At 72.9% G+C, this 26,778-nt stretch carries 32 protein-coding genes and 1 tRNA gene; 16 read left to right on the top strand and 17 right to left on the bottom strand.

Annotated elements, in window-relative coordinates; translation table 11 throughout:
- Positions 1 to 3 precede the first annotated feature (3 nt).
- Complete coding sequence (locus ABD976_RS13840; protein ID WP_345362964.1) at positions 4 to 225, bottom strand: DUF3618 domain-containing protein; 222 nt, start codon at positions 223 to 225, stop codon at positions 4 to 6.
- Between the two features lie 132 nt (positions 226 to 357).
- Here ABD976_RS13840 and ABD976_RS13835 point away from each other — a divergent pair.
- Together ABD976_RS13835 and ABD976_RS13830 are read left to right on the top strand one after the other, a co-directional pair.
- Positions 358 to 431, top strand: a tRNA-Leu gene (locus ABD976_RS13835).
- Positions 432 to 518: 87 nt separating this feature from the next.
- The gene (locus tag ABD976_RS13830) at positions 519 to 2,045 is read left to right on the top strand and encodes an FAD-dependent monooxygenase (protein ID WP_345362962.1); all 1,527 of its coding nucleotides are present in this window, start codon (positions 519 to 521) and stop codon (positions 2,043 to 2,045) included.
- Positions 2,046 to 2,055: 10 nt separating this feature from the next.
- Here ABD976_RS13830 and ABD976_RS13825 read toward each other — a convergent pair whose 3' ends face one another.
- A complete protein-coding gene (locus tag ABD976_RS13825) occupies positions 2,056 to 4,020 on the bottom strand; it encodes a heavy metal translocating P-type ATPase (RefSeq protein ID WP_345362960.1) in 1,965 nt (654 codons plus the stop codon).
- Complete coding sequence (locus tag ABD976_RS13820) at positions 4,017 to 4,379, bottom strand: ArsR/SmtB family transcription factor (RefSeq protein ID WP_345362958.1); 363 nt, start codon at positions 4,377 to 4,379, stop codon at positions 4,017 to 4,019. Before ABD976_RS13820 ends, ABD976_RS13825 begins: the two co-directional genes overlap by 4 nt.
- A 122-nt stretch (positions 4,380 to 4,501) precedes the next feature.
- Between ABD976_RS13820 and ABD976_RS13815 the strand changes: the two genes are divergently transcribed.
- Positions 4,502 to 5,140 carry a class I SAM-dependent methyltransferase gene (locus ABD976_RS13815; protein ID WP_345362956.1) on the top strand — a complete coding sequence of 213 codons (639 nt, stop codon included), beginning with the start codon at positions 4,502 to 4,504 and terminating at the stop codon, positions 5,138 to 5,140.
- Here the strand turns inward: ABD976_RS13815 and ABD976_RS13810 are convergent, their stop codons facing one another.
- The gene (locus ABD976_RS13810; RefSeq protein WP_345362954.1) at positions 5,141 to 5,509 is read right to left on the bottom strand and encodes a BlaI/MecI/CopY family transcriptional regulator; all 369 of its coding nucleotides are present in this window, start codon (positions 5,507 to 5,509) and stop codon (positions 5,141 to 5,143) included.
- A 222-nt stretch (positions 5,510 to 5,731) separates the two neighbouring features.
- Between ABD976_RS13810 and ABD976_RS13805 the strand changes: the two genes are divergently transcribed.
- From ABD976_RS13805 to ABD976_RS13785, 5 genes are all read left to right on the top strand, one after another.
- On the top strand, positions 5,732 to 6,310 hold the full coding sequence (locus ABD976_RS13805; protein WP_345362952.1) for a hypothetical protein: 579 nt from the start codon (positions 5,732 to 5,734) through the stop codon (positions 6,308 to 6,310).
- Between the two features lie 10 nt (positions 6,311 to 6,320).
- Positions 6,321 to 6,755 (top strand): imine reductase family protein, encoded by a 435-nt coding sequence (locus tag ABD976_RS13800; RefSeq protein ID WP_345362950.1) that lies wholly within the window; start codon positions 6,321 to 6,323, stop codon positions 6,753 to 6,755.
- 29 nt (positions 6,756 to 6,784) lie between these two features.
- Positions 6,785 to 7,507 (top strand): hypothetical protein, encoded by a 723-nt coding sequence (locus ABD976_RS13795; protein WP_345362949.1) that lies wholly within the window; start codon positions 6,785 to 6,787, stop codon positions 7,505 to 7,507.
- A gap of 241 nt (positions 7,508 to 7,748) precedes the next feature.
- On the top strand, positions 7,749 to 8,615 hold the full coding sequence (locus ABD976_RS13790) for a phosphotransferase family protein (protein ID WP_345362947.1): 867 nt from the start codon (positions 7,749 to 7,751) through the stop codon (positions 8,613 to 8,615).
- A 260-nt stretch (positions 8,616 to 8,875) separates the two neighbouring features.
- The gene (locus ABD976_RS13785; protein ID WP_345362945.1) at positions 8,876 to 9,349 is read left to right on the top strand and encodes a hypothetical protein; all 474 of its coding nucleotides are present in this window, start codon (positions 8,876 to 8,878) and stop codon (positions 9,347 to 9,349) included.
- Positions 9,350 to 9,449: 100 nt separating this feature from the next.
- Here ABD976_RS13785 and ABD976_RS13780 read toward each other — a convergent pair whose 3' ends face one another.
- The 6 genes from ABD976_RS13780 to ABD976_RS13755 all read right to left on the bottom strand — a co-directional run bounded on the left by ABD976_RS13780 (position 9,450) and on the right by ABD976_RS13755 (position 12,329).
- Positions 9,450 to 9,920 carry an Imm1 family immunity protein gene (locus tag ABD976_RS13780; protein WP_345362943.1) on the bottom strand — a complete coding sequence of 157 codons (471 nt, stop codon included), beginning with the start codon at positions 9,918 to 9,920 and terminating at the stop codon, positions 9,450 to 9,452.
- A gap of 129 nt (positions 9,921 to 10,049) precedes the next feature.
- On the bottom strand, positions 10,050 to 10,490 hold the full coding sequence (locus tag ABD976_RS13775) for an Imm1 family immunity protein (RefSeq protein ID WP_345362941.1): 441 nt from the start codon (positions 10,488 to 10,490) through the stop codon (positions 10,050 to 10,052).
- On the bottom strand, positions 10,487 to 11,248 hold the full coding sequence (locus tag ABD976_RS13770) for a DddA-like double-stranded DNA deaminase toxin (RefSeq protein ID WP_345362939.1): 762 nt from the start codon (positions 11,246 to 11,248) through the stop codon (positions 10,487 to 10,489). The genes ABD976_RS13775 and ABD976_RS13770 overlap by 4 nt, the downstream gene beginning before the upstream one ends.
- Positions 11,249 to 11,383: 135 nt before the next feature.
- A complete protein-coding gene (locus ABD976_RS13765) occupies positions 11,384 to 11,890 on the bottom strand; it encodes a hypothetical protein (RefSeq protein ID WP_345362937.1) in 507 nt (168 codons plus the stop codon).
- Complete coding sequence (locus ABD976_RS13760) at positions 11,887 to 12,096, bottom strand: hypothetical protein (RefSeq protein WP_345362935.1); 210 nt, start codon at positions 12,094 to 12,096, stop codon at positions 11,887 to 11,889. Before ABD976_RS13760 ends, ABD976_RS13765 begins: the two co-directional genes overlap by 4 nt.
- Entirely contained in the window at positions 12,093 to 12,329 is a 237-nt protein-coding gene (locus ABD976_RS13755; RefSeq protein ID WP_345362933.1) for an HC3 family zinc finger protein, read from the bottom strand. Before ABD976_RS13755 ends, ABD976_RS13760 begins: the two co-directional genes overlap by 4 nt.
- Before the next feature lie 149 nt (positions 12,330 to 12,478).
- Between ABD976_RS13755 and ABD976_RS13750 the strand changes: the two genes are divergently transcribed.
- From ABD976_RS13750 to ABD976_RS13740, 3 genes are all read left to right on the top strand, one after another.
- Positions 12,479 to 13,324, top strand: coding sequence for a helix-turn-helix domain-containing protein (locus tag ABD976_RS13750; protein ID WP_345362931.1), 846 nt, complete (start codon positions 12,479 to 12,481; stop codon positions 13,322 to 13,324).
- Positions 13,321 to 13,524, top strand: a complete 204-nt coding sequence (locus ABD976_RS13745) for a DUF397 domain-containing protein (protein ID WP_345362929.1) — start codon at positions 13,321 to 13,323, stop codon at positions 13,522 to 13,524. Before ABD976_RS13750 ends, ABD976_RS13745 begins: the two co-directional genes overlap by 4 nt.
- A gap of 107 nt (positions 13,525 to 13,631) precedes the next feature.
- Positions 13,632 to 14,030, top strand: a complete 399-nt coding sequence (locus ABD976_RS13740) for a VOC family protein (protein WP_345362927.1) — start codon at positions 13,632 to 13,634, stop codon at positions 14,028 to 14,030.
- On the opposite strand, the gene ABD976_RS13735 is transcribed toward ABD976_RS13740, so the two are convergent.
- The 5 genes from ABD976_RS13735 to ABD976_RS13715 are packed head-to-tail and all read right to left on the bottom strand — an operon-like array spanning position 14,017 to position 18,742.
- Complete coding sequence (locus ABD976_RS13735) at positions 14,017 to 15,072, bottom strand: Gfo/Idh/MocA family protein (RefSeq protein WP_345362925.1); 1,056 nt, start codon at positions 15,070 to 15,072, stop codon at positions 14,017 to 14,019. The two genes, ABD976_RS13740 and ABD976_RS13735, sit on opposite strands and share 14 nt — an antisense overlap.
- The gene (locus ABD976_RS13730) at positions 15,069 to 15,806 is read right to left on the bottom strand and encodes a ThuA domain-containing protein (protein WP_345362922.1); all 738 of its coding nucleotides are present in this window, start codon (positions 15,804 to 15,806) and stop codon (positions 15,069 to 15,071) included. Before ABD976_RS13730 ends, ABD976_RS13735 begins: the two co-directional genes overlap by 4 nt.
- A 14-nt stretch (positions 15,807 to 15,820) precedes the next feature.
- On the bottom strand, positions 15,821 to 16,618 hold the full coding sequence (locus ABD976_RS13725) for a carbohydrate ABC transporter permease (protein ID WP_345362919.1): 798 nt from the start codon (positions 16,616 to 16,618) through the stop codon (positions 15,821 to 15,823).
- 4 nt (positions 16,619 to 16,622) lie between these two features.
- Complete coding sequence (locus tag ABD976_RS13720; protein ID WP_345362917.1) at positions 16,623 to 17,531, bottom strand: carbohydrate ABC transporter permease; 909 nt, start codon at positions 17,529 to 17,531, stop codon at positions 16,623 to 16,625.
- Positions 17,531 to 18,742, bottom strand: coding sequence for an ABC transporter substrate-binding protein (locus ABD976_RS13715; RefSeq protein WP_345362915.1), 1,212 nt, complete (start codon positions 18,740 to 18,742; stop codon positions 17,531 to 17,533). Before ABD976_RS13715 ends, ABD976_RS13720 begins: the two co-directional genes overlap by 1 nt.
- Positions 18,743 to 19,202: 460 nt before the next feature.
- On the opposite strand from ABD976_RS13715, the gene ABD976_RS13710 reads away from it, so the two are divergent.
- The 5 genes from ABD976_RS13710 to ABD976_RS13690 all read left to right on the top strand — a co-directional run bounded on the left by ABD976_RS13710 (position 19,203) and on the right by ABD976_RS13690 (position 24,785).
- Positions 19,203 to 20,456: an ROK family protein gene (locus ABD976_RS13710; protein ID WP_345362913.1), complete on the top strand. Its 1,254-nt coding sequence runs from the start codon at positions 19,203 to 19,205 to the stop codon at positions 20,454 to 20,456.
- 39 nt (positions 20,457 to 20,495) lie between these two features.
- A complete protein-coding gene (xylA, locus tag ABD976_RS13705; protein ID WP_345362911.1) occupies positions 20,496 to 21,680 on the top strand; it encodes a xylose isomerase in 1,185 nt (394 codons plus the stop codon).
- Positions 21,673 to 22,680, top strand: coding sequence for a sugar phosphate isomerase/epimerase family protein (locus ABD976_RS13700; RefSeq protein ID WP_345362909.1), 1,008 nt, complete (start codon positions 21,673 to 21,675; stop codon positions 22,678 to 22,680). Before xylA ends, ABD976_RS13700 begins: the two co-directional genes overlap by 8 nt.
- Positions 22,681 to 22,759: 79 nt before the next feature.
- On the top strand, positions 22,760 to 24,202 hold the full coding sequence (xylB, locus tag ABD976_RS13695; protein ID WP_345362907.1) for a xylulokinase: 1,443 nt from the start codon (positions 22,760 to 22,762) through the stop codon (positions 24,200 to 24,202).
- 43 nt (positions 24,203 to 24,245) lie between these two features.
- The gene (locus ABD976_RS13690; RefSeq protein ID WP_345362905.1) at positions 24,246 to 24,785 is read left to right on the top strand and encodes a DinB family protein; all 540 of its coding nucleotides are present in this window, start codon (positions 24,246 to 24,248) and stop codon (positions 24,783 to 24,785) included.
- 66 nt (positions 24,786 to 24,851) lie between these two features.
- Here ABD976_RS13690 and ABD976_RS13685 read toward each other — a convergent pair whose 3' ends face one another.
- Positions 24,852 to 25,481, bottom strand: coding sequence for a response regulator (locus ABD976_RS13685; RefSeq protein WP_345362903.1), 630 nt, complete (start codon positions 25,479 to 25,481; stop codon positions 24,852 to 24,854).
- Positions 25,478 to 26,701 carry a sensor histidine kinase gene (locus ABD976_RS13680; RefSeq protein WP_345362901.1) on the bottom strand — a complete coding sequence of 408 codons (1,224 nt, stop codon included), beginning with the start codon at positions 26,699 to 26,701 and terminating at the stop codon, positions 25,478 to 25,480. Before ABD976_RS13680 ends, ABD976_RS13685 begins: the two co-directional genes overlap by 4 nt.
- Positions 26,702 to 26,778: the final 77 nt, after the last annotated feature.

Raw genomic sequence — 26,778 nt, 5'->3', positions numbered from 1 at the left:
TCCTCACTTGAACAGCTTGCGCACCACCGCGACGGTGACCAGCGCACCGACGCCGATCAGGGCGTAGCGGACCCGGGGGTCGCTGAGCTTGTCCCGCACGGTGGACTTGCCCGCCTCGACGAACCGCTTCGGGTCCGCCTTGACGCTGAGCTCGTCCAGCGTGGTGGCCAGCGCGTCGCGCGCCTGCTGGATCTCCCGCTCGATGGTGTCCGGATCACGTGCCACGTGTCCTCCTCACGTTCACCTGGCTGCTGACACGGTAGATCACCCCTCCGCCGGGGTGCAGCGGCGGTTCACCGTGTCGCGACCGAACACCCGTTCCGCCCCGGCCGCGGGCGGCGCTAGGCTGTCCCGGCGGGGGCCGTAGCCCAATTGGCAGAGGCACTAGGTTTAGGTCCTAGCCAGTGAGGGTTCGAGTCCCTCCGGCCCCACTCCACGCCCCTGCCGGCGGGTCCGACCGCGCGGGGCGTACCGGCGATCGCCTGCCGGTGCCTGGGCGGTTCCGGGATGATCCCGGGGTGGACGTCGATGTGGTGATCGTGGGTGCCGGGCCGAACGGGTTGTTGCTCGCGGGGGAGCTCTCGCTGCTGGGGTTGCGGCCCGTGGTGCTCGAACGGTTGCGGGAACGCACCGGGGAGCCCCGCGCGAACGGTGTGATCGGGCGTGTCGTGCAAGCGCTGGACCTGCGCGGCCTGCACGACCGGCTCTCCGGCGGCGAACCGCTCGGCGAGCCGGGGCGCTACTTCCAGTTCGGCGGGCTGGCGCTGGACCTCGGCGCGCTCGCCGACAACCCGCTGCACGGCCTGCGGATCCCGCAACCGAGGCTGGAGGCGCTGCTGGAGGAGTGGGCCGTGGAACGCGGAGCGCGGCTCCGGCGCGGGCACGAGTTCGCCGGGTTCGCGCAGGACGACGACGGCGTGCGGGTCGACGTGCGCGGGCCGGACGGCGCCGCCTACGCGGTGACCGCGGCCTACCTGGTGGGCTGCGACGGCGCGAGCAGTTCGGTGCGCAAGCTCGCGGGGATCGGGTTCCCGGGCACCACCGACGAGCACTTCGTCTCCCGCAGCGGCGACGTGGTGCTCCCCGGATCGGCGTTCGCCGACGAGCTCGGGAGCATCGACGCGCCCGGGCAGCGGATGTTCCCGTTCGCCTTCAACCGCACCGAGCGCGGGGCGTTCGTCTACGCGCCGTTCCAGCCCGGCGTGCACCGGGTGGCCGTGCACGAGTGGCGGCAGCCGCCCGCCGATCCGGACGCTCCCCTGACGCCGGCCGAGCTGCGCGCCGCGGTGACCAGGGTGACCGGCGTGGACCTGCCCATGACCCGGCCGGACTCCGACGCCCCGCTCGCGTGGCGGCGGCGGGTCGGGATGCACTCCCGGCAGGCCGAGCGGTACCGCGACGGCCGGGTCCTGCTGGCCGGGGACGCCGCGCACGTGCACTCCAGCGTCGGTGCGCCGGGCCTGAACCTCGGCATGCAGGACGTGTTCAACCTGGGCTGGAAGCTCGCGGCGACGGTCCTCGGCCGGGCACCGCGGGACCTGCTGGACACCTACGAGCGCGAACGGCACCCGGCGGGCGCCCGGGTGCTCATGCAGACCCGCGCGCAGACCGCGCTGCTCGCACCGGGCGCCGAGGTCACCGCGCTGCGGGAGCTGTTCGGCGAGTTGCTCGACGAGCCCGCGGTGCTGCGGCGGCTCGCGGAGCTGCTCGCCGGGGCCGACCTGCGCTACGAGATGCCGGGCGGCGGTGACCACCCGCTCGTGGGCGGCTGGATGCCGGAGCTGCACCTCGGCACGCCCGCTGCGCGGAGCCGGCTGGCCGCCGCGCAGCACCGCGCCCGGCCGGTCCTGCTGGACTTCGCGGGCGGTGTCGCGCTCGCGGGCTGGCAGGACCGCGTGGACCTGGTGCGGGCCGACGCCGAGGACCCGCCCGCCGACGCGATCCTGGTGCGCCCGGACGGCTACGTGGCCTGGGCGGGGTCGGACACCGGCGAGCTCACCCGGGCGCTGCGCACCTGGTTCGGCGAGCCCGCGGACGCCGGGTAGCCCGCCGAGGTCACGGCCGCGGGGCCTGGTCGCCGGTGCGGTCCCGTTCCGAGCAGGCGACCCGCTCAGGAGTCGGGGGTGGCGCGCTCCCGGGGCGGAGCCGGCCGGCGCGGACGCCGTTGGCGATGACGAAGACCTCGGCGAGCTCGTGGAGGAACACCACGGTGGCCAGGCCGAGCAGGCCGAAGGCCGCCAGCGGGACGAGCGCGAGCACGAGCACCGCGGACAGCGCGATGTTCTGCAGCATGATGCGGCGGGCGCGGCGGGCGTGGGCGAGGGCGCGCGGCAGGTGGCGCAGGTCGGTGCCCATCAGGGCGACGTCGGCGGTCTCCACCGCGACGTCGGTGCCCATGGCGCCCATCGCGATGCCCACGTCCGCGGTGGCCAGGGCCGGGGCGTCGTTGATGCCGTCGCCGACCATGGCGACCGCGCCGCGATCGCGCAGCCGCCGCACCAGGGCGGCCTTGTCCTCGGGGCGGAGTCCGGCGTGCACCTCGGTGATGCCGGCCGCACCGGCCAGCGCGGTGGCGGTGCGGGCGTTGTCCCCGGTGAGCATGGCGACCGCCACCCCGGCCGCGCGCAGCGCCCGGATGGCCTCGGCTGCTTCGGGGCGGAGCTCGTCGCGGATGCCGATGATGCCGAGCACCGCGTGGTCGTGTTCGACGACGGCGACCGTGGCCCCGGCGTCCTGCAGGCGGGTCACCTCCCGGTCGAGGGCGCCGGGGTCGAGCCATCCGGGCTTGCCCAGCCTGGCGCTGCGCCCGTCCACGGTGCCGTCGAGACCGGAGCCGGGCACGGCCGTCACCTCCTCGGCGGGCACCGGGTCGGGTGCGGCGGCGAGAACCGCGGCGGCCAGCGGGTGCTCGCTGCGGGCCTCCAGCGCCGCGGCCACGGCGAGCACCCGGTCGCGGTCGACGCCGCCGGCGGGCACGATCTCCACGACGGCGGGGTCGTTGCGGGTCAGCGTGCCGGTCTTGTCCAGCGCAACCGCGCGCACCGCGCCCAGGGCCTCCAGCGCGGCGCCGCCCTTGACCAGCACGCCCAGCCGGCTGGCGGTGCCGACCGCGGCGATCACGGTGACCGGGACGGAGATCGCCAGCGCGCACGGGGCCGCCGCGACCAGCACCACCAGCGCGCGCTCGATCCAGGTCCCCGGGTCGCCGAGCAGGGCGCCGATCCCGGCGATCAGCGCGGCGAGCACCATGACCGCGGGGACCAGCGGCCGGGAGATCCGGTCGGCGATGCGCTGGCGGACGCCCTTGCGCCGCTGGGCGTCCTCGACGATGCGCACCACCGTGGCCAGCGAGTTGTCCGCCACCGCGGCGGTGGCCTCGACGGTGAGCACGCCGGTGCCGTTGACCGATCCGGCGAAGACCTCGTCCCCGGTGCCGACCTCGACGGGCACCGATTCGCCGGTGATCGCGGCGGTGTCCACGCTGGATCGCCCGTCCACGACGGTGCCGTCGCTGGCGAGGCGTTCCCCGGCGCGCACCAGCATCCGGTCGCCGACCCGCACCTGCTCGGGCGGGATGGCGGTTTCGCGACCGCCGCGCAGCACGGTGACCTGGTCGGGCACGAGCGCGAGCAGGGCGCGCAGGCCCTGCCGGGCGCGCGACAGGGAGTGGTCCTCGAGGGCCTCGCTGATGGCGAACAGGAAGGCCAGCATCGCCGCCTCGGCCACCTGGCCCAGCAGCAGCGCGCCGACGAGCGCGATGGTCATCAACGTGCCGACCCCGACGCGGCGGTGCCGCAAGGCCCGCAGCGTGCCGGGGACGAAGGTCACGCCGCCGACGAGCGCGGCCACCCCGTGCAGCACCAGCCCGGTCCCCGGCGAACCGGCCCAGCCGGCGAGGAAGCCCGCCCCGACCAGCAGCCCGGCCACGGCGGCGAGCCGCACCTCGCGCACCTGCCACAGCCGTTGCGGCTGCTCGTGGGGCTCGTGGGCGCCGTCGGTACCGCAGCACTCGGCGCTCATGCCGGATCCACCTCGGCCGCGGGCGCGCTGATCGTCGCGAGGAGTGCGCGGGCGGCGCGGGTGAGCCGGTACATCACCAGCTTGCCGTCCCGCCGGGAGTCGACCAGCCCGGCCGAGCGCAGCGACCGCAGGTGGTGCGACACCAGGCCCTGCGAGGCGCCGACGATCCAGGCCAGGTCGCACACGCACAGCTCGTCCCCGGCGTGCAGGGCGTGGGCGATCCGCAGCCGGGTCGGATCGCCCAGCGCGCGCAGGCCCTCCGCGCGCGCCGCGAGCTCGCCGGGTTCCGGGAGGGCCGCGCGCAGGCCCTCGGCGTGGTCGAAGTCGATGCACAGCAGCTCGCAGCGGTCGTCGCTCATCTCGTCAATCTAACGTGCGTTGATATGTTCGGGCAACAATCGCGGAGTCGCGCCGGAAAAAGGAGTGGCACTACTACGCCAACGTAGTAGCATTGCGATCACCGGCGGGAAGGGGTGATCGCGTGGCGTCGGATCCGGAGCGGCTGCGGCGGTACTGGGACAAGCACGCCGACCACTACGACGAGCAGATGGGGTTCTGGGACCGGCGGTTCTTCGGCGATACCCGGCAGTGGGTGTGCCGCCAGGCCACCGGCGAGGTGCTGGAGGTCGCCATCGGCACCGGGCTGAACCTGCGGTGGTACCCGGACGACGTCCGGTTGACGGGAGTCGACTTCAGCCCGGCCATGCTGGCACGCGCGCGGCGCCGCGCCGAGCTGTCCGGACGCCAGCTGGACGCCCGCGTGGGCGACGCGCAGCGGCTGGAGTTCCCGGACGACTCGTTCGACTCGGTCGTGGCGACGTTCTCGCTGTGCGCGATCCCGGACGACGCGGCGGCCGTGGCGGAGATGCGGCGCGTGCTGCGGCCGGGCGGAACGCTGCTGCTGGCCGATCACGTGGTCAGCAGCTCGGCTCCGCTGCGCGGGGTGCAGCGCCTGCTGGAGCTGATCACCGTCCCGCTCGGCGAGGAGCACTTCCGGCGCCGACCCGTCAACCACGTGCGGGCGCAGGGGTTCACCGTGCGACGGCAGGAGCGGTTCAAGGCGGGCATCGTGGAGCGGCTCGCCGCGACCTGCCCGGCGGCCACCAGCGGCACGGGCTGATCAGCCGCCGTCGACCAGCCGCCGCAGCCGGGACCTCAGGTGTTCGTCGGCGTCCACCTGGTCGACGAAGGACACCAGCGCGGCGTCCCCGTAGTCGTCCAGCAACCGCCGCACCGCGATCTCGGCGGGACTGCTCGCCGCCGCCTCGTAGGCGTAGCCGCGCCCGGCCGGTCGCCGTCGCACCACGCCGCGCTCGGCCAGCCGGGACAGGACGGTCATCACCGTGGTGTAGGCCAGCGGCGACGTCCGGTCGCGGTTCAGCTCGGTCAGCACCCCGCGCACCGGGACGGCGTCGCTCCCGCGCCACAGCACGTCCATGACCTCGGACTCCAGCGGCCCGAGGGCGGCGCCGCGCTCGGTACGTCCCACGCGACCAGGCTACTACGGCAATGTCGTACCTACATCGTCCCGCCTGCCGACGCGACGAGGACGCCGGACGCCGACGGCCGGTGGGCGGCCCCCGATCCCGCCCACCGGCCGGGTCCGGGGAGTACGCCTGCCGCAGAGGATGTCCGGACGGCGGCGAGCGCTGTTGACCTCCAGCGCGCTGGAGGTACGAGGATCGCGCCACCGACACCCGTGGAGGTCCCGTTGCGCGACGCCATGCCCGACTTCACCCGCCCCGACGCCGGAACGGTCCTGATCAGCCCGTGGGACGTGGACGACCACGGGCGCCAGCGCCGCGCGGTGGACGCCACCATCGCCGAGTGGGAGCGAGCGCCGAAACCGGCGGCGTTCCTGAGCTTGACCTGCTTCACCAGCCTCGACGGGCGCCGGGTCCTGAACTACGCCCAGTGGACCGACGACGAGGCGCACCGCGAGTTCGTCCGGCGGCACCGCCCGGAGCTGGTGCGCGGCATCGACGACGCGGTGCCCGACATCGAACGGCCCGGTCTGGTGCGCTACCGCCTGCACCGCAGCACCGGCCCGGTGGCGGCCGAGCGCGGCGGCGTCGTCTCGGTCGAGGTCCACCCGGCGGACGGCCCCGAGCAGGCCCGGCGGCTCGCGGACGACCTGGCTGACGCCGCGCGAGACGCCACCGCGCACGTCCACGTGGACGTCGACGGCACCCGCGTGCTCGTGCTCCGCGAATGGCGCGACGCTCCGGCGCACCTGGAACAGCGGTCGTTCCGGCTGTACCGCAGCCTCGTGCACCGCCCCCGCTCGTGAACCGTCACGGGTGCGGCGCCGCCTGCTCGTAGACCTCGTTGCCCTCCCGTTCGACACCCGCGCGCAGTTGATGTACCAGGCGCAGCTCGACGTCTTCCTCACCACGTTGTCGTCGCTGATGCACGCCACCGCCCTGCTGGGCAGCGCCGGGCTCACCGCGCGCGAGGTCTTCGCCGACCTGGTCGGCATGGTGGCGGCGACCCCGTCCATCATCGGCGCCGCCGGGGACCTCGCCGCGCAGCTCGACGCGGGCGAGCACCCGGGCCACCTCAGCACGGCCACCATGATGGGCGCGACGACCGACCACATCGTCGCCGCGAGCGAGTCCGCGGGCATCGACCTCGCCCTGCCCCGCGCGGTCCAGTCCCACTACCGCCGCGTGATCGAGGACGGCCGGGGCGGCGACAACTGGACCCGCATCCTCGACGCCATCCGTGACCGCTGATCATCCTTTCGGGTGGCGTGTACGGCCGAATGCCGTACTACTCGCCCCTCCTGGCGAAGATCGGCCCCGCCGAACAGAGGGGGATCTTCATGCCGGACTTCTTCACCGACAAGCAAGGCAACGTAAGGCCGATCAACGGCAAGAAGGGAGGAGGTGGGATGGCGGTCACGGCAGGAGCGACCGCGCTCGCCATCGCCGCGTACTCCGGTGGTGCCGGTGTCACCTCCGGAGGGTTCGGATCGATCGCCGGGGAAAGCCTCTTCGCCCGCACGAGCCACGCGCAGCAAGCCGCGCGGAAGGGGCAGCACGACAAGGCATGGCAGCAACTACGGCTGCGGATCCCCCGGCAGCGGGCGCCGCAGCGGACCCTCGGCTGCGTCGTGCATTCGTTCGGCGAAGTACGTGAGTTCTTCGTCCGGAACCCGTGCCGCTCGCTCGTCCGGACCTTGGTCCCGCTCGAAGACGAACACGGCAACAGCGCGGTCGTCTCGATCGCCTGGGTGCGCATGCCCACCGGCCGCGGCGCCCGCGCTCTGGAACGGCTCAACCACCGGCAAGGCACCGGAGACCTGACCGCCCTCGGGCAGGGCGCGCTCACCGCACGAGGCGTGGTGTTCACCGGTGACCACTACCGGGGCGACGCGCGGGGAAAGCTCTTCGTCCGCGCCGAAACCGCCCCTGCGGTCGGGACCATGGAACCCGGCCTCATGGAGGCGGCGGCGAAGGTCGCGGTGCTGCTCCCCCCGCCGTGATCGGCGACTTCGGGCCGACACCGACGGCCGGGCCGCACCGGACGTGCCCGGGCTCAGCTCCGTCCGGCAGTTCTCGGCCGCCTCCGGGGACACACGGCCGGACCGGGCCGACCCATGGGGCTTCACTCACCGGCGTCCGCGATCGGTCGGGTGATCGTGGCGACGAGCCGACGGCGCAGGGCTTCGCATGTCCTAGCGTTGGCCCACCGGACGACGCGGGCACCCCGGACGGGTGCCGCCGATGAAGGGAACGCCAGCCGTGCAGCACGGGCTCTCCGATCGCCAGCGGGAGCTGGTGCGGGCGTGGCTGCCCGCCGCCGAGGTCACCGCCGACCGGAGTTGGGGGCTCGTCGGCACGACGGTGCTCGAGCTCCGGCACGGCGCGGAGCGCTACATCGTCAAAGCCGGTGACGACCACGATCAGCACATCGCCCGGGAGATCCGGGCCCACTCCGAGTGGCTGCGGCCCTGGACGTCGCTCGGTCGGGCACCCCAGGTCGTGCGCACCGACCGCGCCGCGAAGCTCGTCCTGACCCGGTACCTGCCCGGAAGGCTGGTGGAGGGCACCGACCACGAACACCGGCCGGAGACCTACCGGCAGGCCGGCGAACTGCTCGCCCGCCTGCACGACCAGCCCCACGTCGAGGACGCCGGGTTCGAGGAGCGGGCGCGGCGCAAGGCGCTGCGGTGGCTCGACCAGCCCCACCGCATCGACCCCGGCGTCGCCGCCCGACTGCGTTCGGTGATCGAATCCTGGCCGACGCCGCCGAGCACGCTGGTGCCGACCCACGGCGACTGGCAACCCCGCAACTGGCTGGTGCACGGCGCGACGGTGAGCGCGATCGACTTCGGCCGCGCCGACCTCCGCCCGGCGTTCACCGACCTGGCCCGGCTCGCGGCGCAGCAATTCCGCGCCGACCCCGCCTTGGAGGACGCGTTCTTCGAGGGCTACGGGCCTGATCCCAGGGAACCGGACGCCTGGTGGCGCCACCGGGTCCAGGAGGCCATCGGAACCGCGGCCTGGGCCTACCGGGTGGGCGACGAAGCGTTCGAGCGGCAAGGCCACCGGATGATCGCCGAAGCGCTCGCCGACCAGCCCCGGCACTAGCACTGCCTTGCCGCTCCGGCACTGTGTCTCCGATGGACCCACCCCGCAGCGCAGGACGGAGCCACGTCGGCACCGGGCCGCTGGAACGGGACCTATCCTGCCCAGGATGCGGCCGACAGGAGTGAGGCACCGGATCCGGCGACTCCGCGAGCGGGAGGAAGAACACGACCGGGCCGCACCTGCAACTGCGGCGGGCGCTGACCTGGTTCGTCCACGGCTGCGCCCTGCTGGGCTACGACGACACCAGCACCAGCGCCGTCGTGGACACCTTCCGCCGCGTGCTCGCCCTGCACGACGATCCCGATCAGCAGTGCACCGGCAGCGACCTGGAACTCGCCGCCCTCGGCTGCGTGCGTCGACTGCGGTCCCACGACGACCTCGCGCAGGCCGCTGCGGACCCGCAGCGCCACGCCGCCCGCGACGAGGCCCTCGCCCACGCCGCCTTCCTGCGCATCCCGCCCCAGGTGTTGACCGGGCGTACCGACCACGGCGCCTACTTCCCCATGGCCTGCTTCAACGCCGCCGGATCCAGCGCGGACGGCGTCCTCACCCCCTACCAGGCCGCCACCTTCATCTGCGGCGTCGGCTACTACGAGCCCACCGAGGAACGCGCGCTGCTCACCGCGATGCGCGAATACCGCATCCGCTACGAGGACGAGCCCGAGCACCGCCCCGAACTGGACGGGGAGATCACCCGTCGACTCCGCGCCTGGTTGCGGGATTTCACCAGCTGAACCAGCTGGCCCCGCACCGGCCTGACGCACCGCCACCGATCCGGCGGGAGCCGCCGACATCGAGGGTCTGCGAGCAGCAGCGCACCCCGCCGAGCGCCGATCAGTACCAGCACCCGGGTTGCCACCGCACGCACGCCGGCCGCAGCCCGGTCCCGCAGTACTCCGCGACGGCTTCCCGGACCCGGTCCAGCGGCAACGACGCCGAGGCCGGGAACCACAGGTCACCTTCCTCGTCGAACAGCAGCGGCGGAGTGCGCTCGTCGGCATCGGGGTTGAACGAGTCGACCAGTTCCCCGCCCGCCGCACCTGGCCGGGCATCCGCCCAGTTCAGCGCTCCCCAGCCGGTCCCCGGGTACGACGACACCCGCAGTCGTACCGCTGGCGCCGCCGGTCCGCCCGGGTCGCGGTGCGACAGGCACGGCCGGTCCCACACCGTCACGTGCACCATCGGATCGAGCGGTGCCTCGACGATCTGGTCGATCAGCGCCGCGATCTCCCGGGGCGTGCGCGCGTAGCGGTAGATGTGGTGGAACACGACCGTGACCACGGTCGCGGTGCCGGTCGCCGTCATGGCCTGCCTTCTCCTGAAGATCTCGATCGGCGCGGTAGCGCCCGGTTCCCACAGGGCCGCATCGCGCGCGTGGGTCCGGCTCCGCCCGGCTTCGGGGACACACGCCCGGACACGACCGCCCCATGGGCTTCACCAGCCGGACGACGACGGCCCCACGAAGAATTCCCGCCAGGTGACAGCGGTGGGCCGCTCGGCGGTGCGCAGGAACTCGCTGATGGCCAGCGTGAAGGCCTCCAGCGGCAGGCCGGAGCCGGGGGGAAACTCGTCGTCGTCGAATTCGCAGCCCTCGGAGCTGGGGTCACCTACCGGGTAGGCCTTGTCCCGGGTCGAGTCTTGATGGCTGAGGTATCCGAACCCGTCCTGGACGGTCGCGTACACGTCGTGGTCCAAGAACCGTCGGCTCTCGTCCCACCACGGTCGGTCGCGGTGGATGAGCCGTGCGAGGTCGGCAGCTGGATCGGCGAGCAGACCAACGAGTTCGGGGACCTGCTCCGGATCCCGGATGAGCTGGTTCATCCCGCGCTCCTCTCCGTCGTCGGTGAGCACGGACCAGCGGGCATCGATGGTCATCGGTTTCCTTCCTTGCCTCTGTAGAGCCTCCCGTTCGGGCTGCTGCCGTCCTTGACCCTCAAAGTGGTTCCCGGCGGGAGGAACCGCTCGAGCTGCTTGTCGCACGTGTCGGTCAGGTCGTCGTCCTTGCCGGGCGTGGTGCCGCAGACCCGCCGGTTGATTTCGATTTCGGCATGGTCGATCTTCTGCTCGTCCATGCGCATGGCGAACTGCACTTCGACATGCCGGGCTATCGCGGCCTCGGCGTTCGGTCGCCCGTAGGTCAGGCCGAGTTCGACCGCGCGCCTCCGGGCCGTCTCGTAGTACGCGCCGCCACGGCCGCTTTCCAGCATCACCACATCGCCGTCGTCGCTGAGCCAACGGCCATGTGTCTTACCAGATCGAGGTGGTCGCGGTAGCTCGGACCGCTCGGCCGTTGACGGGAGCCGACGGGCCATCCAGTCGGCCTCTCGGACAGGTGAAGGGTCCAGTGCTGCTGGTTCAGCGCCAGGTATGCCGTGAGCTTGCCGGTAGATCTCGAGCAGGTTTGCGACGTCGCGCACTTGTTCGCGCGAAGCTGCGAGTTGGTGGGACACAGCTCGTCGTTGGTGGAGCGCGGTCAGCATCTCGTGGTCGGTGGTGCCGCGCAGCGCCCTCCCCAGATGTTCGTCGCCCTGTTCGGATCGGTTCATCGCCCGGGTGAGATCGTCGGCGGCTGCGCCGATCTTGCGGATCGCGTCCGCGATCACTTGGCCGACCTTCTCTATGGCGGAGGCCATCGACGCCCCTTCGATCGACCAGACGGATCCCGAGCAGGATCACGCCTTCAGCCTCGGACATCTTCAAGCGACCACGAGCCCTTTCGCGGCGCCCCGCCCGATCGAGGTGTTCGGCCTCCGCTGCCGGGTGCGCCGTCAGCGGGCGGCGCGGGCGGTGGGCGGCTCGGTGCGGTGGTGGTGTGGGGCAGTCCGGTTGGCGGCTTGCACGTAGGCCGTGATCAGGGGGAGCTGGTCGGTCCGCCACGTCGACGGGTCGGGGACGGGGCGCGGCACCGCCGGTCGGCGGCGGCCCGCCACGGTCACCGCCTGGTCGAACTGGCGGTGGGTCGCGCGCAGCGCGACGCAGGAGTCGCACGGCACGTGCGTGCCGGGGATGATCGCGTCCAGTCCGGTCGTCCGGACCCAGGGGCCGCGCAGCGGATGGCCGCACACCGCCCGCGCCGCGTCCGCGCTCAGGTGGAACCGGCTCTGCTCCGGTGAGATCACCCAGGTCGTCACCGGTCTGGCAGAGGTCGGCTCCGCGGCCTCCGGAGGCGGCTCGTCGTCGGCTTCCTCGTGGCTCGACGTGGAGTGGGAGAGGACGATCCCGACCAGCGCCACGAGCACCACCGCCGCGAAGAGCAGCCATTCCCGCGCGCTCACCGGTCGGCCCGCACGGCGTCGATGACCAGCGGCGCGGGGGCGGCGGCCGCGCGGAGCTTCCCGGCCAGCACTTCGGCCGTCCGCGCCAGCTCGACCAGCTCAGCCGGTGCGGGGCGGTAGCCCTGCTCGACGTTCTGCGCCGTGCAGTCCAGCGCCAGCGCCCCGGCCCGCAGGTACGCCGCGAGCAGGGCGGGTTCGGGGCTCATCCCGCAGCCGCCATCCGGCGCCGACGCGGCATCGGCACGCCCGCGATGCGGTGCGCCTCGACGTCGCACCGGACGCACGTCGGCCACAACCAGCTCTCCACCGTGTCGACCGGCCGGATCTCGGCCCCGCACAGCGCCGCGACCGAGTCGGCACCACGCCACTCCCCTTCCCGCGTCGCGTGCCGCTCCGCAGCGCCCGGCGCCCAACTGAACGGATGTGGTCGAAACGGCATGGTGACCTCCCGATAAGCTTCCCGCTTCCATCTTGGTACCGGCCGTTTCCAGTGGTACCAAGACGAGAGTGACAGTCGGTACCAGCGCCCGGCAATGACCCGATGGGAGGAACGATTCACGCCGATGGGAAGGCTCTATGCTCTGGTGCATGGCTGGTACCACTCCAAAGGCCAGAGCGATAGGCACCGAGCTTCGTGCAGCACGCGAGGCGGCAGGCATTGGCCTGCGTGAACTCGCTGACCAGCTCGAAACCTCGCACGCGACGGTATCTCGATGGGAAACCGGCGCACGCTCGCCGAAGCCGGAGTACGTCGCCGCCTACCTGGCAAAGGTCGGCGCGAGCGCCGAGTTGCGAGAACAACTCGTTGAGCTTGCTCGCGACCCCGACGGGTCTCACTGGTTGTCGGTTGGGATGCCGGACCAGCACCGTCAGCTAGCAACGCTGCTGGAGATCGAACGCGAGGCCACGCGTATAGCGACCGTCTCACCGTTGTTGATTCCCGGCCTGTTGCAGACAGGTGACTACGCTCGCGCGATCATGACGACGGGCGGCGTTCCGACTGCAGAGATTGATACGCGGGTCGCGGTTCGGGTCGGCCGACGTGAAGCGATCACACGACGGAACCCAGCACATCTGCGTGCATACATCGGCGAACCCGTGCTGGCGCAGATGATCGGCGGCCCAGCCATCATGTTCGACCAGCTCCAGGCATTGCAGAAGTACGGCGAGCTTGACAACGTCGAAATTCGGATCATACCCACGAGAACCGACTGGCATCCCGGGCTCGAAGGACCGTTCTCCCTGGCTGAGTTCAGACAGCGGAACCCGGTTGTGCACTTGGAGAACCGCGTTTCGGCATTGTTCCTGCATGAACCCGCCGAGGTCGACGCTTATCAGGCGGCCCTTGACAGGATGGAAGAGATCGCGATGAGTTCGGCCGCATCCGCCGAGCTCATCGTGGCTGTCACCAAGGAAATGGAGACGACGCCATGACGCTATTGCCTGCCGACCCCGACGGCTGGCGCAAGTCCAGCCGGAGCACGAACACCGACAACTGCGTCGAGGTCGGCCGGGTCGGTGGTGGTGCCGCCGTGCGCGACACCAAGCACCGCGCCGCCGGGCACTTCACCACCACCCGACCCCAGTGGACCGCCTTCGTCGACGCCATCAAGGCCGGGCGCTACGACTCCTGAGCCCACCACCGGGAACGCCTGCCCGGGCTTCCGGGCAGGCGTTCCCGCACGTCCGGCCGTTGTCGGGGGTCGGTGGGACGCTGGAACCCCGACCCGAGGAGGTAGCGATGGCCGCGCCGCAGATCACCACGTTCCTGATGTTCGAGGGCGACGCCGAGGAGGCGATGGAGTTCTACATCGGCTTGTTCGAGGACTCCGAGATCGTCTCGCTCAGCAAGTACGGCCCGGAGGGCCCCGGACCCGAGGGCACCGTCGTGCACGCCACGTTCGTGCTGGCCGGGCAGCGGTTCATGTGCATCGACAGCTCCGTCTCGCACGATTTCACCTTCACCCCGGCGACCTCCCTGTACGTCGAGTGCCGGTCCGAGGCCGAGATCGACCGCCTGCACGCGGCCCTGAGCGACGGGGGCGCGGAGCTGATGCCGCTGGACTCCTACGGCTTCAGCACCAAGTTCGCCTGGGTGAACGACCGGTTCGGCGTCTCCTGGCAGCTCACCCTGCCGTGAGCAGCCTGCCGACGTCGGCTTCGGCCGCCGCCAGCACCTCGTCGATGCGGACCCGCTCGCCCCGCGACGCCGAGGCGATGGCGGCGTGCACCATCGCGAGGCTGCGCAGGTTGTCGTGGCACTCGCCCATCGGCGCTTCGCCGGTGCGCAGCGCGCGGACGAACAGGGTGAGCGAGCCGAGCAGGTCGTCACCGGGGTAGTCGTCGACGGCGTCGGCCGTGGCGGGAGCACCGCCGGTCCGCTCGGCCACCGGCCTGCCCTCGCCGTCCCAGGTCGCGCTGCCCCGCTCGGCGCTGAGCCGCCACCGGCTGTTCCACGCGGTCTCCAGCCCGGGGCTGCACCAGCTCCCGGTGTAGACGAACCGCACCCCGCCGGTCATCTCGAAGATCGCGGTGGCCGCCGCGTCACCGCCGTACCAGCTCCACCCGGGGTTGTACTCCTCGCAGTACACCGCCACCGGCTCGGCGCCGAGCAGGAACCGGGCCGCGTCGAAGTTGTGGATGGCCATGTCCAGCACCAGCGGATTCGCCATCACCTCGCGGAACCCGCCGAAGTGCGGTGCCTTGAAGAACTCGTGGGTGAGGATGCCGGCCCGGCCGAGCTGACCGGCCAGCCGCCGCAGCTCCCACAGCCCGCTGTGGAACCGCCGGTTCTGGCTGACCGCGAGCAGTTCCCCGGTCTCCTCGGCGATGCGCACCAGCGCCAGCGCCTCGGCGGGGGTCGCGGCCATCGGCTTCTCGCTCAGCACCGGCAACCCGCGCCGCAGCGCCTCCCCGGTCACCGGCAAGTGCGCCTCCGGGATCGTGACGTTGACGACCGCGTCGGGCCCGGACCGGTCCACCACCTCGGCCAGCGTCCGGCCGACCACGGCGCTCGGTGGCGCCGCGTCCTCGGCGGCGGCCAGATCGAGGTCCACCACGCCGACCGCCTCGACCAGCGCGCTGCTGCCGATCGCCCGCAACCAGTTGCGGCCCATCTGACCGGCGCCGACGACGACCAGCCGCAGCGGGCCGTCACCGGGAACGGTCCGGAACGCCGTCACTCGAACCACCCCAGCGGCCGGTTGCGCAGCTCCGGCAGCGCCCGCTCGCCGCGCGGGGCGACCCAGGCCGCGCCGTTGGCGATCACCCGCCGGACGTCCGGGTGGTGGTAGACCGGGTACTCCTGGTCGCCGGGGCTGAAGTAGAAGACCGTGCCGTTGCCGCGCCGGAACGTGCAGCCGGAGCGGAACACCTCACCGCCGGAGAAGGAGCTGACGAAGATCAGCTCGTCGGGCGCGGGGATGTCGAAGTGCTCACCGTACATCTCCTGCGCCGGGATGATGATCGGGTGCGGCACGCCCTCGGTGATCGGGTGCGTCGGGTCGACCGTCCACACCAGCTCGCGGTCGTCGGCGTTGCGCCAGGCCAGGGTGCAGGTGGTGCCCATCAGCCGCTGGAAGACCTTCGACAGGTGCCCGGAGTGCAGCACCACCAGGCCCATGCCGGACAGCACGTGCCGCTGCACCCGGTCGACCACCTCGTCGGCCACCTGCTCGTGCGCGGCGTGCCCCCACCAGGTCAGCACGTCGGTGCTGGCCAGCCGCTGCTCGGTGAGCCCGTGCTCCGGTTCGGCCAGGGTCGCGGTGGTCACCTCGACGCCGTCGCCGAGGTGCTCGACGAGACCGTCCGCGATCGCCCCGTGCATCCCCTCCGGGTAGCGTTCGGCGACCTCGGGTTCGGTGGTCTCGTGCACGTTCTCGTTCCACACGGTGACCCGCAGCGGGTTCCCGGCCATCTGGCGATCCCCTCTCACTTCACCGAGCCGCGGCTGATCCCCGCGGCGATGTAGCGCTGCGCGAAGACGAGCAGCACGGCGGCGGGCAGGCACGCGAGGACCGCGGTGGCCATCACGGCCGCCCAGTTGGCGACGTCGGCGCCGATGAACTCGTAGATGCCGAGCGTGATCGGCACGATGTCGCCGGTGGTGGTCAGCGTCAGCGCGAACAGGAAGTCGCTCCACGCGAACAGGAACGCGAAGACCGCGCCGGTGATCAAGGCGTTGCGGCTCATCGGCAGCACCACGGAGACGAAGGCGCGGAACCGGTTCGCGCCGTCGACCACGGCCGCCTCCAGCACCTCGCCCGGCAGCGACACCAGGTACGCGCGCAGCAGCACCACGACGAACGGGATGCCCAGCGCCGCGTCGGCCAGCACCAGCCCGGCGTAGGAGTCGACCAGCCGCAGGTCCACGTAGGCGCTGTAGACGGCGTTGGCGATGACGATGTCCGGCACCATCTGCGCCACCAGCGCGCCGAACAGCACCCACCGCCCGCCGGGCAGGTCGAAGCGCGCCAGCGCGTAGGCGGCCGGGGCCGCGATCGCCAGGCACAGCGCGGCGGCGCCGACGGCGATCAGCACGCTGGTCGCCAGGTTGCCGGTCTGGGACCCGAGGGCCTCGGCGAATCCGCCCCACCCCGGGTCCAGCGGCACCGGGGTGATGGCCGCCAGGCTGGTGCCCGGTTGCAGCGCGATGTTGAGCATCCAGTACAGCGGGAACAGCAGCACCGCCAGGATGGCGATCGCTCCCGCGGTCCGCAGCCACCTCATCGGCTCACCTGCCCTCGGCTCGGTTGGCGCGCAGGTAGATCAGCGCGAACACCAGGCAGGCGACCATCAGCACGTTGCCGACCACCGCGCCGCGCCCGAAGTCCAGTTGCAGGAAGGAGTTCGCGTAGACCTGGGTGCCCAGCGTCTCGGTGGCGTTGGCCGGTCCGCCGCCGGTGAGCACCAGGATGATGTCGAGCACCTTCACGGTCGCGATGAAGCCCAGCAGCAGCACGACGGTGACCACCGGCCGCAGCATCGGCCAGGTGATCGAGATGAAGGTCCGCCACCGGCCCGCGCCGTCGATCGCGGCGGCTTCGTAGAGGTCGGACGGGATCTCCTGCAAGCCGCCGTAGAGGATGACCATGTTGAACGGGATGCCGATCCAGATGTTGACCAGCACCACCGACAGCAGCGCGAGCTGCGGGCTGCTCAGCCACGGCACGCCCTGGTCCAACAGGCCCGCGCCGCGCAGGAAGTCGTTGACGACGCCGCCTTCCTGGTCGAGGAGCTGCCGCCACACCGTGCCGGCCACCACCAGCGGGACCAGCCACGGCAGCAGCAGGAGCGCGCGCACCACCCGCCCGAGCGGGAAGTGGCGGCGGAAGAACAGCGCCAGGGCCAGCCCGATCGTGAACTGCCCGACCAGCGAGCCGACGGTGAACAGGGCGGTGTTGCGCACCGCCGTGCCGAACACGTCGGAGGACAGCACCGCCGCCCAGTTCTCCCAGCCGGTGAACGGCGCCTCCCCGGTCCAGAAGGTCGCGGCCGTGTAGTGCCGGAAGCTCATCACGATGTTGTTGACCAGCGGATACCCGAAGAACGCGAGGATGTAGACGGCGGCGGGCAGCACGAACGCCCACTGGGCCAGCAGCGCACGACGGCCCGAACGCGGGGTGAGCTTCCCGGCGGCCATCAGGAGTCCGCGTCGAGCTGTCGTTGGGCCCGTTCCAGCGACTGCCGCGCCGTCGCGCTGCCGGTGAGCGCGGACTGCACCGCCGTCCACATCGCCTGCGCCGTCTGCGGCCACCGGGTGCCGAGCTTCGCGGTGCGCGAGCGGGCGTCGGGCACGGTGTCGTAGAAGATCCGCAGGTCGGGCACCTGCTCGCGGAGCCGTTCGGCGACGGCGGGGCTCGCGGGCACCCGGTCGGCGGCCAGCGCCACCGCGGCCTGCGCCTCCGGGGAGCTCAGGCAGCGCACCAGGTCGGCGGCGGCGCGCTGGCGCTGCGGGGTGGTCTTCGGGATGGTCAGCACCTCGCCGCCGAGCGCGGTGGCCGGTGGCGCACCGGGATGCGGCACCGGGATCGGCACCACGCCCCAGCGCAAGCCGGGCGTTTCGCGCAACGTCGGGGCCTGCCAGCTCCCGTTGACCATCATCGCGACCCGGCCCGCGGTGAACTGGTCCCGCACCTCGGACTGGCCCCAGTTCACCACCGCCCGCGACGCCGAACCCGACTCCACCAGGTCGACCCAGAGCTGCAACGCCTCCACCGCCTCCGGGCTGTCCAGCCGCCGCTCGTCGGCGCCGTTGGGCCACAGGAACGACAGGAACTGGTAGGCGCCCTCCAGCCCGGCCAGCGCGCTGAAGGCGATGCCGTACTGCTGCTCGTCGGTCAGCGCCGCCGCGGTCGCGCGCAGCTCCTCCCAGGTGCGCGGCGGCTCCACCCCGGCCTGCTCCAGCAGGTCGGCGTTGTAGTACAGCGCCAGGGTGTTCACCGTGGGCGGGATGCCGTAGAGCGTGCCGTCGTAGGTGCTGGCGGCCAGCACGTTGGGGTAGATGCCCTCCCCGGTGATGCCCAGCTCGGGCAACGGGTTGAGCGCCTGCGTCGCGGCGAACTGCGGCAGGTCCGGGTTGTCCAGCATCAGCACGTCCGGCAGCGAGCGGGACGAGGCCCTCCGCAGCGCCTTGGGCACGAGCTGGTCGTTGACGACGCTGCGGTGCTCGATCCGCTTGCCGATCTCCTCGCCGCAGCGGGCGAGCTGGGTTTCCATCGCGCTGTGCATGGGTTCGTCGGTGTGGTAGTCCATCACCGTCAGCACCCCGGGATCGGGTGCGCTGGCACAGCCGGTCAGGACCGCGGCGCACAGCGAGACGACGAGCGCCTTCCTCGGGACGTGCTCCACCACAACGCCCTCCCTCCGGGCTCCGGTGCGCTGAGGGATTCCTGGACTGGGGACTGCTTTTCGCTGCTGGCCCGCGCGGCGGTGCCGGTAGCGGAACCTCAGCGGTCTTCTCGCTGCGGGATCGCCTCCTGATGTACCAACGACGTACACGGCGTCGGCGCTGTCCTCGCGAGAAGACCGCTGAGAACCCGCCGCGGTGCAAGCTGCGTGCCCCACCGCATGCGGCTCCGCCGCATCCTGCAAGGACCACTTAGTTCACGGGGCGTACGAACGACACGGCGAGCACGAGACTCGCAACACCGGCGGCGGCGGTCAACATTTTCCGGAAGCACCACACGAATCGCCTAATACCCGTTCGTGCAGGCACGATTCGGCCGAATGGCCGCCATTGCCGCCGATCCGTTGTGCCGGGCTCGGTGGCTGCCTTAGTTTGGCCGCTGTCCTTACTGCGCTGGGAGTGTGGTTGCGAGAGCACGGCGACGCGACGACCGGACCGTCCCCGGTCGACCAAGCAGCGGTGCGGCGGGGCAACCTCGCGCGGGTCCTCGCCGAGATCCGCCGCCCCGGCGGGCATTCCCGCGCGGCGCTGGCCGCCACCACCGGGCTGACCAAGGCGACGGTGTCCAGCCTGGTGGCCGAGCTGATCCGGCGCGGGCTGGTGCGCGAATCCGGGCTGCGGCAGGAAGGCGTGGTCGGGCGGCCCGGGCGGCTGCTGGAGCTCGACGGCGCGTCGCTGGCCGCGCTCGGCCTGGAGATCGGCGCCAACTACCTCGCGGTGCGCGGCGTCGACCTGGCCGACCGGGTGCTGCTGGACCGCCGGGTGGGCTTCGACGCGGTGCGCGCCGGTGCGGCGGGCGCCGTCGACGAACTCGCCGAGCTCACCGCCGACGCGCTCGCCGAACTCCGCCGCGCCCGCATCGAGGTGGTCGGCATCGGGGTGGCCGTGCCGGGTCTCGCCGACATCGCCACCGGGACCGTCCACTACGCGCCGAACCTGCTGTGGCAGGACGTGCCGGTCGCCGACCGGCTGCGCGAGCGGCTCGGCACCGCCGGGGACGTCGCGGTGCTCGTGGACAACGAGGCGAACCTCTCCGCGCTGGCCGAGTTCCGCCGCGACCCGGTGACCGACCTGGTGTACCTGACGGCCGGGATCGGCGTCGGCGCCGGGCTCATCGCCGATGGCGCGCTGCTGCGCGGGGCGACCGGGTTCAGCGGCGAGGTCGGGCACCTGCCGGTCGACCCGGCGGGCGGGGCGTGCGGCTGCGGCCGGCACGGCTGCCTGGAGACCAAGATCGGCCTGGCGGCGGTCGTCCGGGCCGGCGCCCCGGACCTGCTCGACGCCCCGCGCGACCCCGAGGAGCTGGCCGCGGCGCTGCGCCACCGCGCCGAAGCCGGGCAACCGCGCGTGCTGGAGGCGCTGGACGACGTGGGCCGCTGGCTCGGCATCGGCACCTCCATCCTGGTGAACCTGCTCAACCCGGGCGCGGTGGTGCTCGGCGGGTACTTCGCCGCCGTCGCGCCCTACGTGGTGCCCGCCGCGATGCGCGAGCTGCGGTCCCGGGCGGTGGCCGGTGAGGCGGCGATCTGCCGGATCACCGGGTCCGCCTTCGGTTTCGGAGCGGCGGTCCGGGGCGGGGCGAGCGTGATCGCGGACCGCGTGTTCGACGACCCGACGGCGGCGCGGCTGCGCGCCGGCCCCGGGGTCGAATCCGCCTGACGGCGCCGCGGCGGCGCCGACGACGAGGAGGAGGCACGGTTGGACGACTACACCCCGACACCCGCGGACCGGTTCTCGTTCGGGCTGTGGACGATCGGCTACCGCGGGCGCGACCCGTTCGGCGCCGACACCCGCGCCGAGCTGGACCCGGTCGAGGCGGTGCACCGGCTCGCCGAGCTGGGCGCCTGGGGCATCACCTTCCACGACGACGACCTGATCCCGTTCGGCAGCGACGACGCCACCCGCTCCCGCCTGCTGAGCCGGTTCCGCTCCGCGCTGGACGAGACCGGGCTGGTGGTGCCGATGGTGACCACGAACCTGTTCGCGCACCCGGTGTTCAAGGACGGCGCGCTGACCGCCAACGACCGCGACGTGCGCCGGTTCGCGCTGCGCAAGGTGCTGCGCAACGTCGAGCTGGCCGCCGAGCTGGGCGCCAGGACGTTCGTCGCGTGGGGCGGCCGGGAAGGCGCCGAGACCGACGCCGCCAAGGACGTGCGGACCGCGCTGGACCGCTACAAGGAGGGCGTGGACCTCGTCTGCGCCCACATCCGGGAGCGCGGCCACGACCTGCGGCTGGCGCTGGAACCCAAGCCGAACGAACCGCGCGGCGACATCCTGCTGCCCACCGTCGGGCACGCCCTGGCGTTCATCGACCGGCTGGAGCACCCCGAGATGGTGGGGGTGAACCCGGAGGTCGGGCACGAGCAGATGGCCGGGTTGAACTACGTGCACGGCGTCGCGCAGGCGCTGTGGTCGGGCAAGCTGTTCCACCTCGACCTCAACGGCCAGCACGGCATCAAGTACGACCAGGACCTGCGGTTCGGCGCCGGGGACGTCAAGAGCGCGTTCTTCCTCGTCGACCTGCTGGAATCCGCCGGCTACGACGGTCCGAAGCACTTCGACTTCAAACCGCCGCGCACCGAGGACCGCGACGGCGTGTGGGCCTCGGCCGCCGGCTGCATGCGCAACTACCTGGTGCTCCGGGAGCGGGCCGCGGCCTTCCGCGCCGACCCCCGGGTCCAGGAGGCGCTAGCAGCGGCGCGGGTCCCCGAGCTGGCGGTGCCCACCGTCGCACCCGGGGAGACCCCCGCCGACCTGCTCGCCGACACCGACTTCGACGTCGAGGCCGCCGCCGCGCGCGGGATGCACTACGAGCGCCTCGACCAGCTCGCCCTCGACCACCTCATGGGAGTCCCGTCGATCAAGGGAGATCGCGATGCCTAGACCCGTCACGCTGTTCACCGGCCAGTGGGCCGACCTGCCGTTCGAGGAGGTGTGCCGGCTGGCCTCCGGGTGGGGCTACGACGGCCTGGAGATCGCCTGCTCCGGCGACCACTTCGAGGTCGACCGCGCCGTGTCCGAGGACGACTACGTGCGCCGCAAGCTCGACCTGCTCGACTCCTACGGCCTGAAGGTGTGGACGATCTCGCACCACCTGGTCGGGCAGGCGGTCTGCGACCACCCCATCGACGAGCGGCACCGGGGCATCCTGCCGCGCCGGATCTGGGGCGACGGCGAACCCGAGGGCGTGCGGCAGCGCGCGGCGGAGGAGCTGAAGAACACCGCCCGCGCGGCGGCGAAGCTCGGCGTGTCCACGGTGGTCGGGTTCACCGGATCGTCGATCTGGCACACCGTGGCGATGTTCCCGCCGGTGCCACCGGCGATGATCGAGCGCGGCTACGCCGACTTCGCCGAGCGCTGGAACCCGATCCTGGACGTCTTCGACGAGGTCGGGGTGCGCTTCGCGCACGAGGTGCACCCCAGCGAGATCGCCTACGACTACTGGACCACCCAGCGGGCGCTGGAGGCGATCGGGCACCGCGAGGCGTTCGGGCTGAACTTCGACCCGAGCCACTTCATCTGGCAGGACCTGGACCCGCTGACGTTCCTGTGGGACTTCCGGGACCGGATCTACCACGTCGACTGCAAGGAGACGGTCACCCGGTTCAACGGCCGCAACGGCCGGCTCGGCTCGCACCTGCCGTGGGCCGATCCCCGGCGCGGCTGGGACTTCGTGTCCACCGGGCACGGCGAGGTGCCGTGGGAGTCGATCTTCCGCGGGCTCAACTCGATCGGCTACGACGGCCCGATCTCCGTCGAGTGGGAGGACGCGGGCATGGACCGGTTGATGGGTGCGCCGGACGCGCTGGCGTTCGTCCGCGCGCTCGTCGCGATCGAACCGCCCGAGGCGTCCTTCGACGCCGCCTTCGCGGTGGACGACTGAGCGTCCCACCCGCCCGGAGCGGTCCCCGCCGCGCGTGGGGGACCGCTCCGGGCGGCACGGGCCGCGGACTGCGCCCATCATGATCAGCGCGGCGGTACCGCCGCTTCCCGCCAACGAGCCCCAGCAGGAGGTTCCGGTGTTCGTCATCGGTGTTGACTCGTCGACCCAGTCGACCAAGGCGCTGGTCCTCGACGCCGGGACCGGCGAGGTCCTCGGCCGGGGCCGGGCCGCGCATCCGGACGGCACCGAGGTCGATCCCCGCGCGTGGTGGCGGGCCGCCCAGGACGCCATCGCGGCGGCGACCGCCGAGGCTCCCGGCCCGATCGCCGCCATCGCCGTCGCGGGGCAGCAGCACGGGATGGTCGCGCTGGGCGCCGACGGCGAACCGGTCCGCGACGCCCTGCTGTGGAACGACACGCGCTCGGCCCCGCAGGCCCGGGCGCTGACCGAGCGGCACGGGGCGGCGGAGCTCGCCCGGCGCACCGGCAGCGTCCCGGTCGCCAGCATCACCGCCACCAAGCTCGCCTGGCTGGCCGAGCACGAACCGCACCACGCCGACCGGGTGGACCAGGTCCTGCTCCCGCACGACTGGGTGACGTACCGGCTCACCGGCCGCGCCTGCACCGACCGGGGCGACGCGTCCGGCACCGGCTACTTCTCCCCCGCCGACGGCCGGTGGTTGCCGGACCTGCTGGCCGACGCGATGGGCGGGCGCTCGCCCCGGCTCCCCGAAGTGCTGCCGCCCACCGGGCGCGCCGGGCACGCCGAGCTGCTCGACGGCGCGGTCGTCGCCGCCGGGACCGGGGACAACATGGCCGGAGCGCTCGGGCTCGGCGCCGAACCCGGTGACGTGGTCGTCTCGCTGGGCACCTCCGGCACCGCGTTCGCCGTCACCGAGCGGCCGTCCGCCGACGAGACCGGCATGGTGGCGGGCTTCTGCGACGCCACCGGCCGCTTCCTGCCGCTGGTGTGCACGCTGAACGCGGCGCGGGTCCTGTCGGCGACCGCGGCGGTGCTGGGCACCGACCTCGCCGGGCTCGACCGGCTCGCCCTCGACGCGCCGTCCGGTGCGGGCGGGCTGACGCTGCTGCCGTACCTGGAGGGCGAGCGCACCCCGAACCTGCCGGAGGCGACCGGCACCCTGCTCGGTCTGCGCGGCACCAACATGACCCCGGAGAACCTGGCCCGGGCCGCGGTCGAGGGGATGCTGTGCGGGCTGGCCGACGGCGTGGACGCGCTGCGGCGCACCGGGGTCGAGGTCGGCCGGGTGCTGCTGATCGGCGGCGCGGCCGAGTCGGCGGCGGTGCGCGCCGTGGCGGCGCCCCTGTTCGGCGTCCCGGTCGAGGTTCCGGAGCCCGCCGAGTACGTCGCGCTCGGCGCGGCGAAGCAGGCGGCGTGGGCGGTCGGCGGCGCCGCCGAACCACCGCGCTGGCCGCTGCGCACCGAGCGGCGCGAACCGGCGGAGGAGGGCAGCGAGGTCCGCGCGGCCTACGCCGCGGCCCGGCGGCAGGTGCACGGCTGAAATCCGCTGTCCGACCGGCGGTGCGGCGTGCCAGGATCCCGGTGTGGCGACCCGACTCGACCTGCTGCGCGACCAGTTCGACCTGACCTGGGCGCTGCTCGAACTGCACCTCGACCAGCTCGCACCCGAGGACTTCCGGTGGGAACCCGCGGCGCACTGCTGGACGGTGCGGCCCGGCCCGGACGGCGGGTGGGTCGCCGACTTCGCCGAGGTGGAGCCGGAGCCGATCCCGGTGCCCACGATCGCGTGGACCACCTGGCACCTCGGCTGGTGGTGGAGCGCCGCGCTGGACCACCTGCGGGGCGACCCGCCGCGCGCCCACCAGGACGTCCGGTGGCCGGGCGACGGTGCCCCGACGACCGACTGGCTGCGCGGGCTCCGCACCGAATGGCTCGCCGCCCTGGACCGGCTCACCGACGCCGACCTGGACGCCACCGCGACCTTCCCGTGGGGCGAGGAGGCGCCGAAGACCGTCGCGCACACCGCGGCCTGGGTCAACGCCGAGCTGATGAAGAACACCGCCGAACTCGGCCAACTCCGCCTGCTCCGCACCGCCACCACCACCCGAAAGGGTCGTGAGTGAGGGGCACCCTTGCCCGAGTTACTGGGACAAGGGTGCCCCTCACTCACTTCTCGAACGGGTGGTGCTTCAGCGGATCAGGCCGCGGGACTTCGCCTTGGCGACCGCGGAGGTGCGGGACTCGACGCCGAGCTTGTCGTAGATGTGCACCAGGTGGGACTTGACCGTCGACTGGCTGAGGAACAGCCGCTTGCTGATCTCCTGGTTGGACAGCCCCTCGGCGACCAGCCCGAGGACTTCGATCTCCCGGCTGGACAGCGCCGCGGCGGGCGCGCGCATCCGGTCCATCAGCCGGTGCGCGATCGCGGGCGCCAGCGCCGACCGACCCGCCGCGGCCGTGCGCACCGCGTTCGCCAACTCCTCCGGCGGCGCGTCCTTGAGCAGGTACCCGGTCGCGCCCGCCTCGATGGCCGCGAGGATGTCGGCGTCGGTGTCGTAGGTGGTGAGCACGAGCACCCTCGGCGCCGCCGGGCGCTCGACGATCGCCGCCGTGGCCTCGGCCCCGTGCATGCCCGTCCCGAACTGCAGGTCCATCAGCACCACGTCGACCTCGGTCCCGGCGGCGAGCCGCACCGCCTCCTCGGCGGACGCGGCCTCCGCGACCACCTCGAAGTCCGGTTCGGTGTCGAGCAGGGCGCGCAGCCCGGTGCGCACCACGGGGTGATCGTCGGCGAGCACCAACCGGATCCGCCCGCTCATCGACGCTCCTCCCCCGCCGGCGCGGTGCCGTGCGCGACGTCGCGCGGGAAGCTCACGGCCAGCGCCGTGCCCTGCCCTGGTGCGGATTCCACGGTCCAGGTGCCGCCGAGCGAGCGGGCCCGCGCGCGCATCGCGGCGAGCCCGAACCCGCCGTCCTCGCCCCCGGCGCGCGAGGCCACCGCCACCGGGTCGAAACCGATCCCGTCGTCCACGGCGTCCAGGGCGAGGCGGGTGTCCATGTAGCTCAACGTCAGCTCCGCGCGGCTCGCCTCGGCGTGCCGCACCGCGTTGGCCAGCGCCGACTGCGCGATCCGCAGCAGCGCCACCTCGTACGGGGTCGGCACGTCGAACGGCTCGCCGCTGAGGTGGAAGTGCACCGGGAGGCCGGAACGCTGCTGCGTCGTCGCGCACAACCGCCGCAGCGCGGCGGGCAGCGAGCTGCCCTCCAGCTCCACCGGCGCCAACGCGTGCACCAGCCGCCGCGCCTCGGTCAGGTTGTCCTGCGCCGCTTCCCGCGCCCGCGCGACGTGCGGCGCCGCCGTGCCGGGCCGGTCGGGCAGCGCGCGCTCGGCCGCCCGCAGCAGCAGTTGGATGCTGGACAGGCCCTGCGCGAGCGTGTCGTGGATCTCGCGAGCCAGCCGTTCCCGTTCGGCGAGCACACCGGCGGAGCGCTCGGCGGCCGCGAGGTCGTTGCGGGTCGCGCGCAGCTCCTCGATCAGCTCCTGCCGCCGCTGGCTCTCCCGGTGCAGCGCCTGGTAGCCCAGCACCGTGGCGACGGCGACGGCGGCGCCGAGCGTCGGCCCGATCACCATGCCGATCGTGAAACTCCCCTGGTGCCCGATGAATCCCGCGATCGCCAGCGCGGTGGTGACCGCGACGACCGGCAGGCCCCACCGCGTCGGCAGCAGGTGCAGGTGGAGGAAGAACAGCGGGAACGCCAGCCACACGCCCTCCGGGGTGAGGCACAGCAGCACCAGCCACACCGCGCCGAGCACCGCGAGCCACCCGGCGGCGGCGCGCGGCGAGCGCCCCACCCGGGGCAGCAGCGGCCCCGCGGCGTAGACCGCGCCCATCAGCACGGCCGCGACGGCCACGAACGGCGCGTGCGGCAGCCCGTCGAGGAAGGCGCGCACCACCACCAGCGCGAGCAGCCCGGCCAGCAGCAGGTGCAGGCACACGCGCAGCACGCGCAGCGGCCGGTCCAGCGTGTGCGGGTTCACGTCCACCTCCCGCCGCGATTGTCCACGCGGGCCGCGGCACCGGCATCAACCGAAGGTTCGATCCGCGGGTGCGCAGT

The organism is Saccharopolyspora cebuensis (assembly GCF_039542665.1).
Taxonomy (GTDB): Bacteria; Actinomycetota; Actinomycetes; order Mycobacteriales; family Pseudonocardiaceae; genus Saccharopolyspora; species Saccharopolyspora cebuensis.
This window is presented reverse-complemented; position numbering and strand designations above follow the sequence as displayed.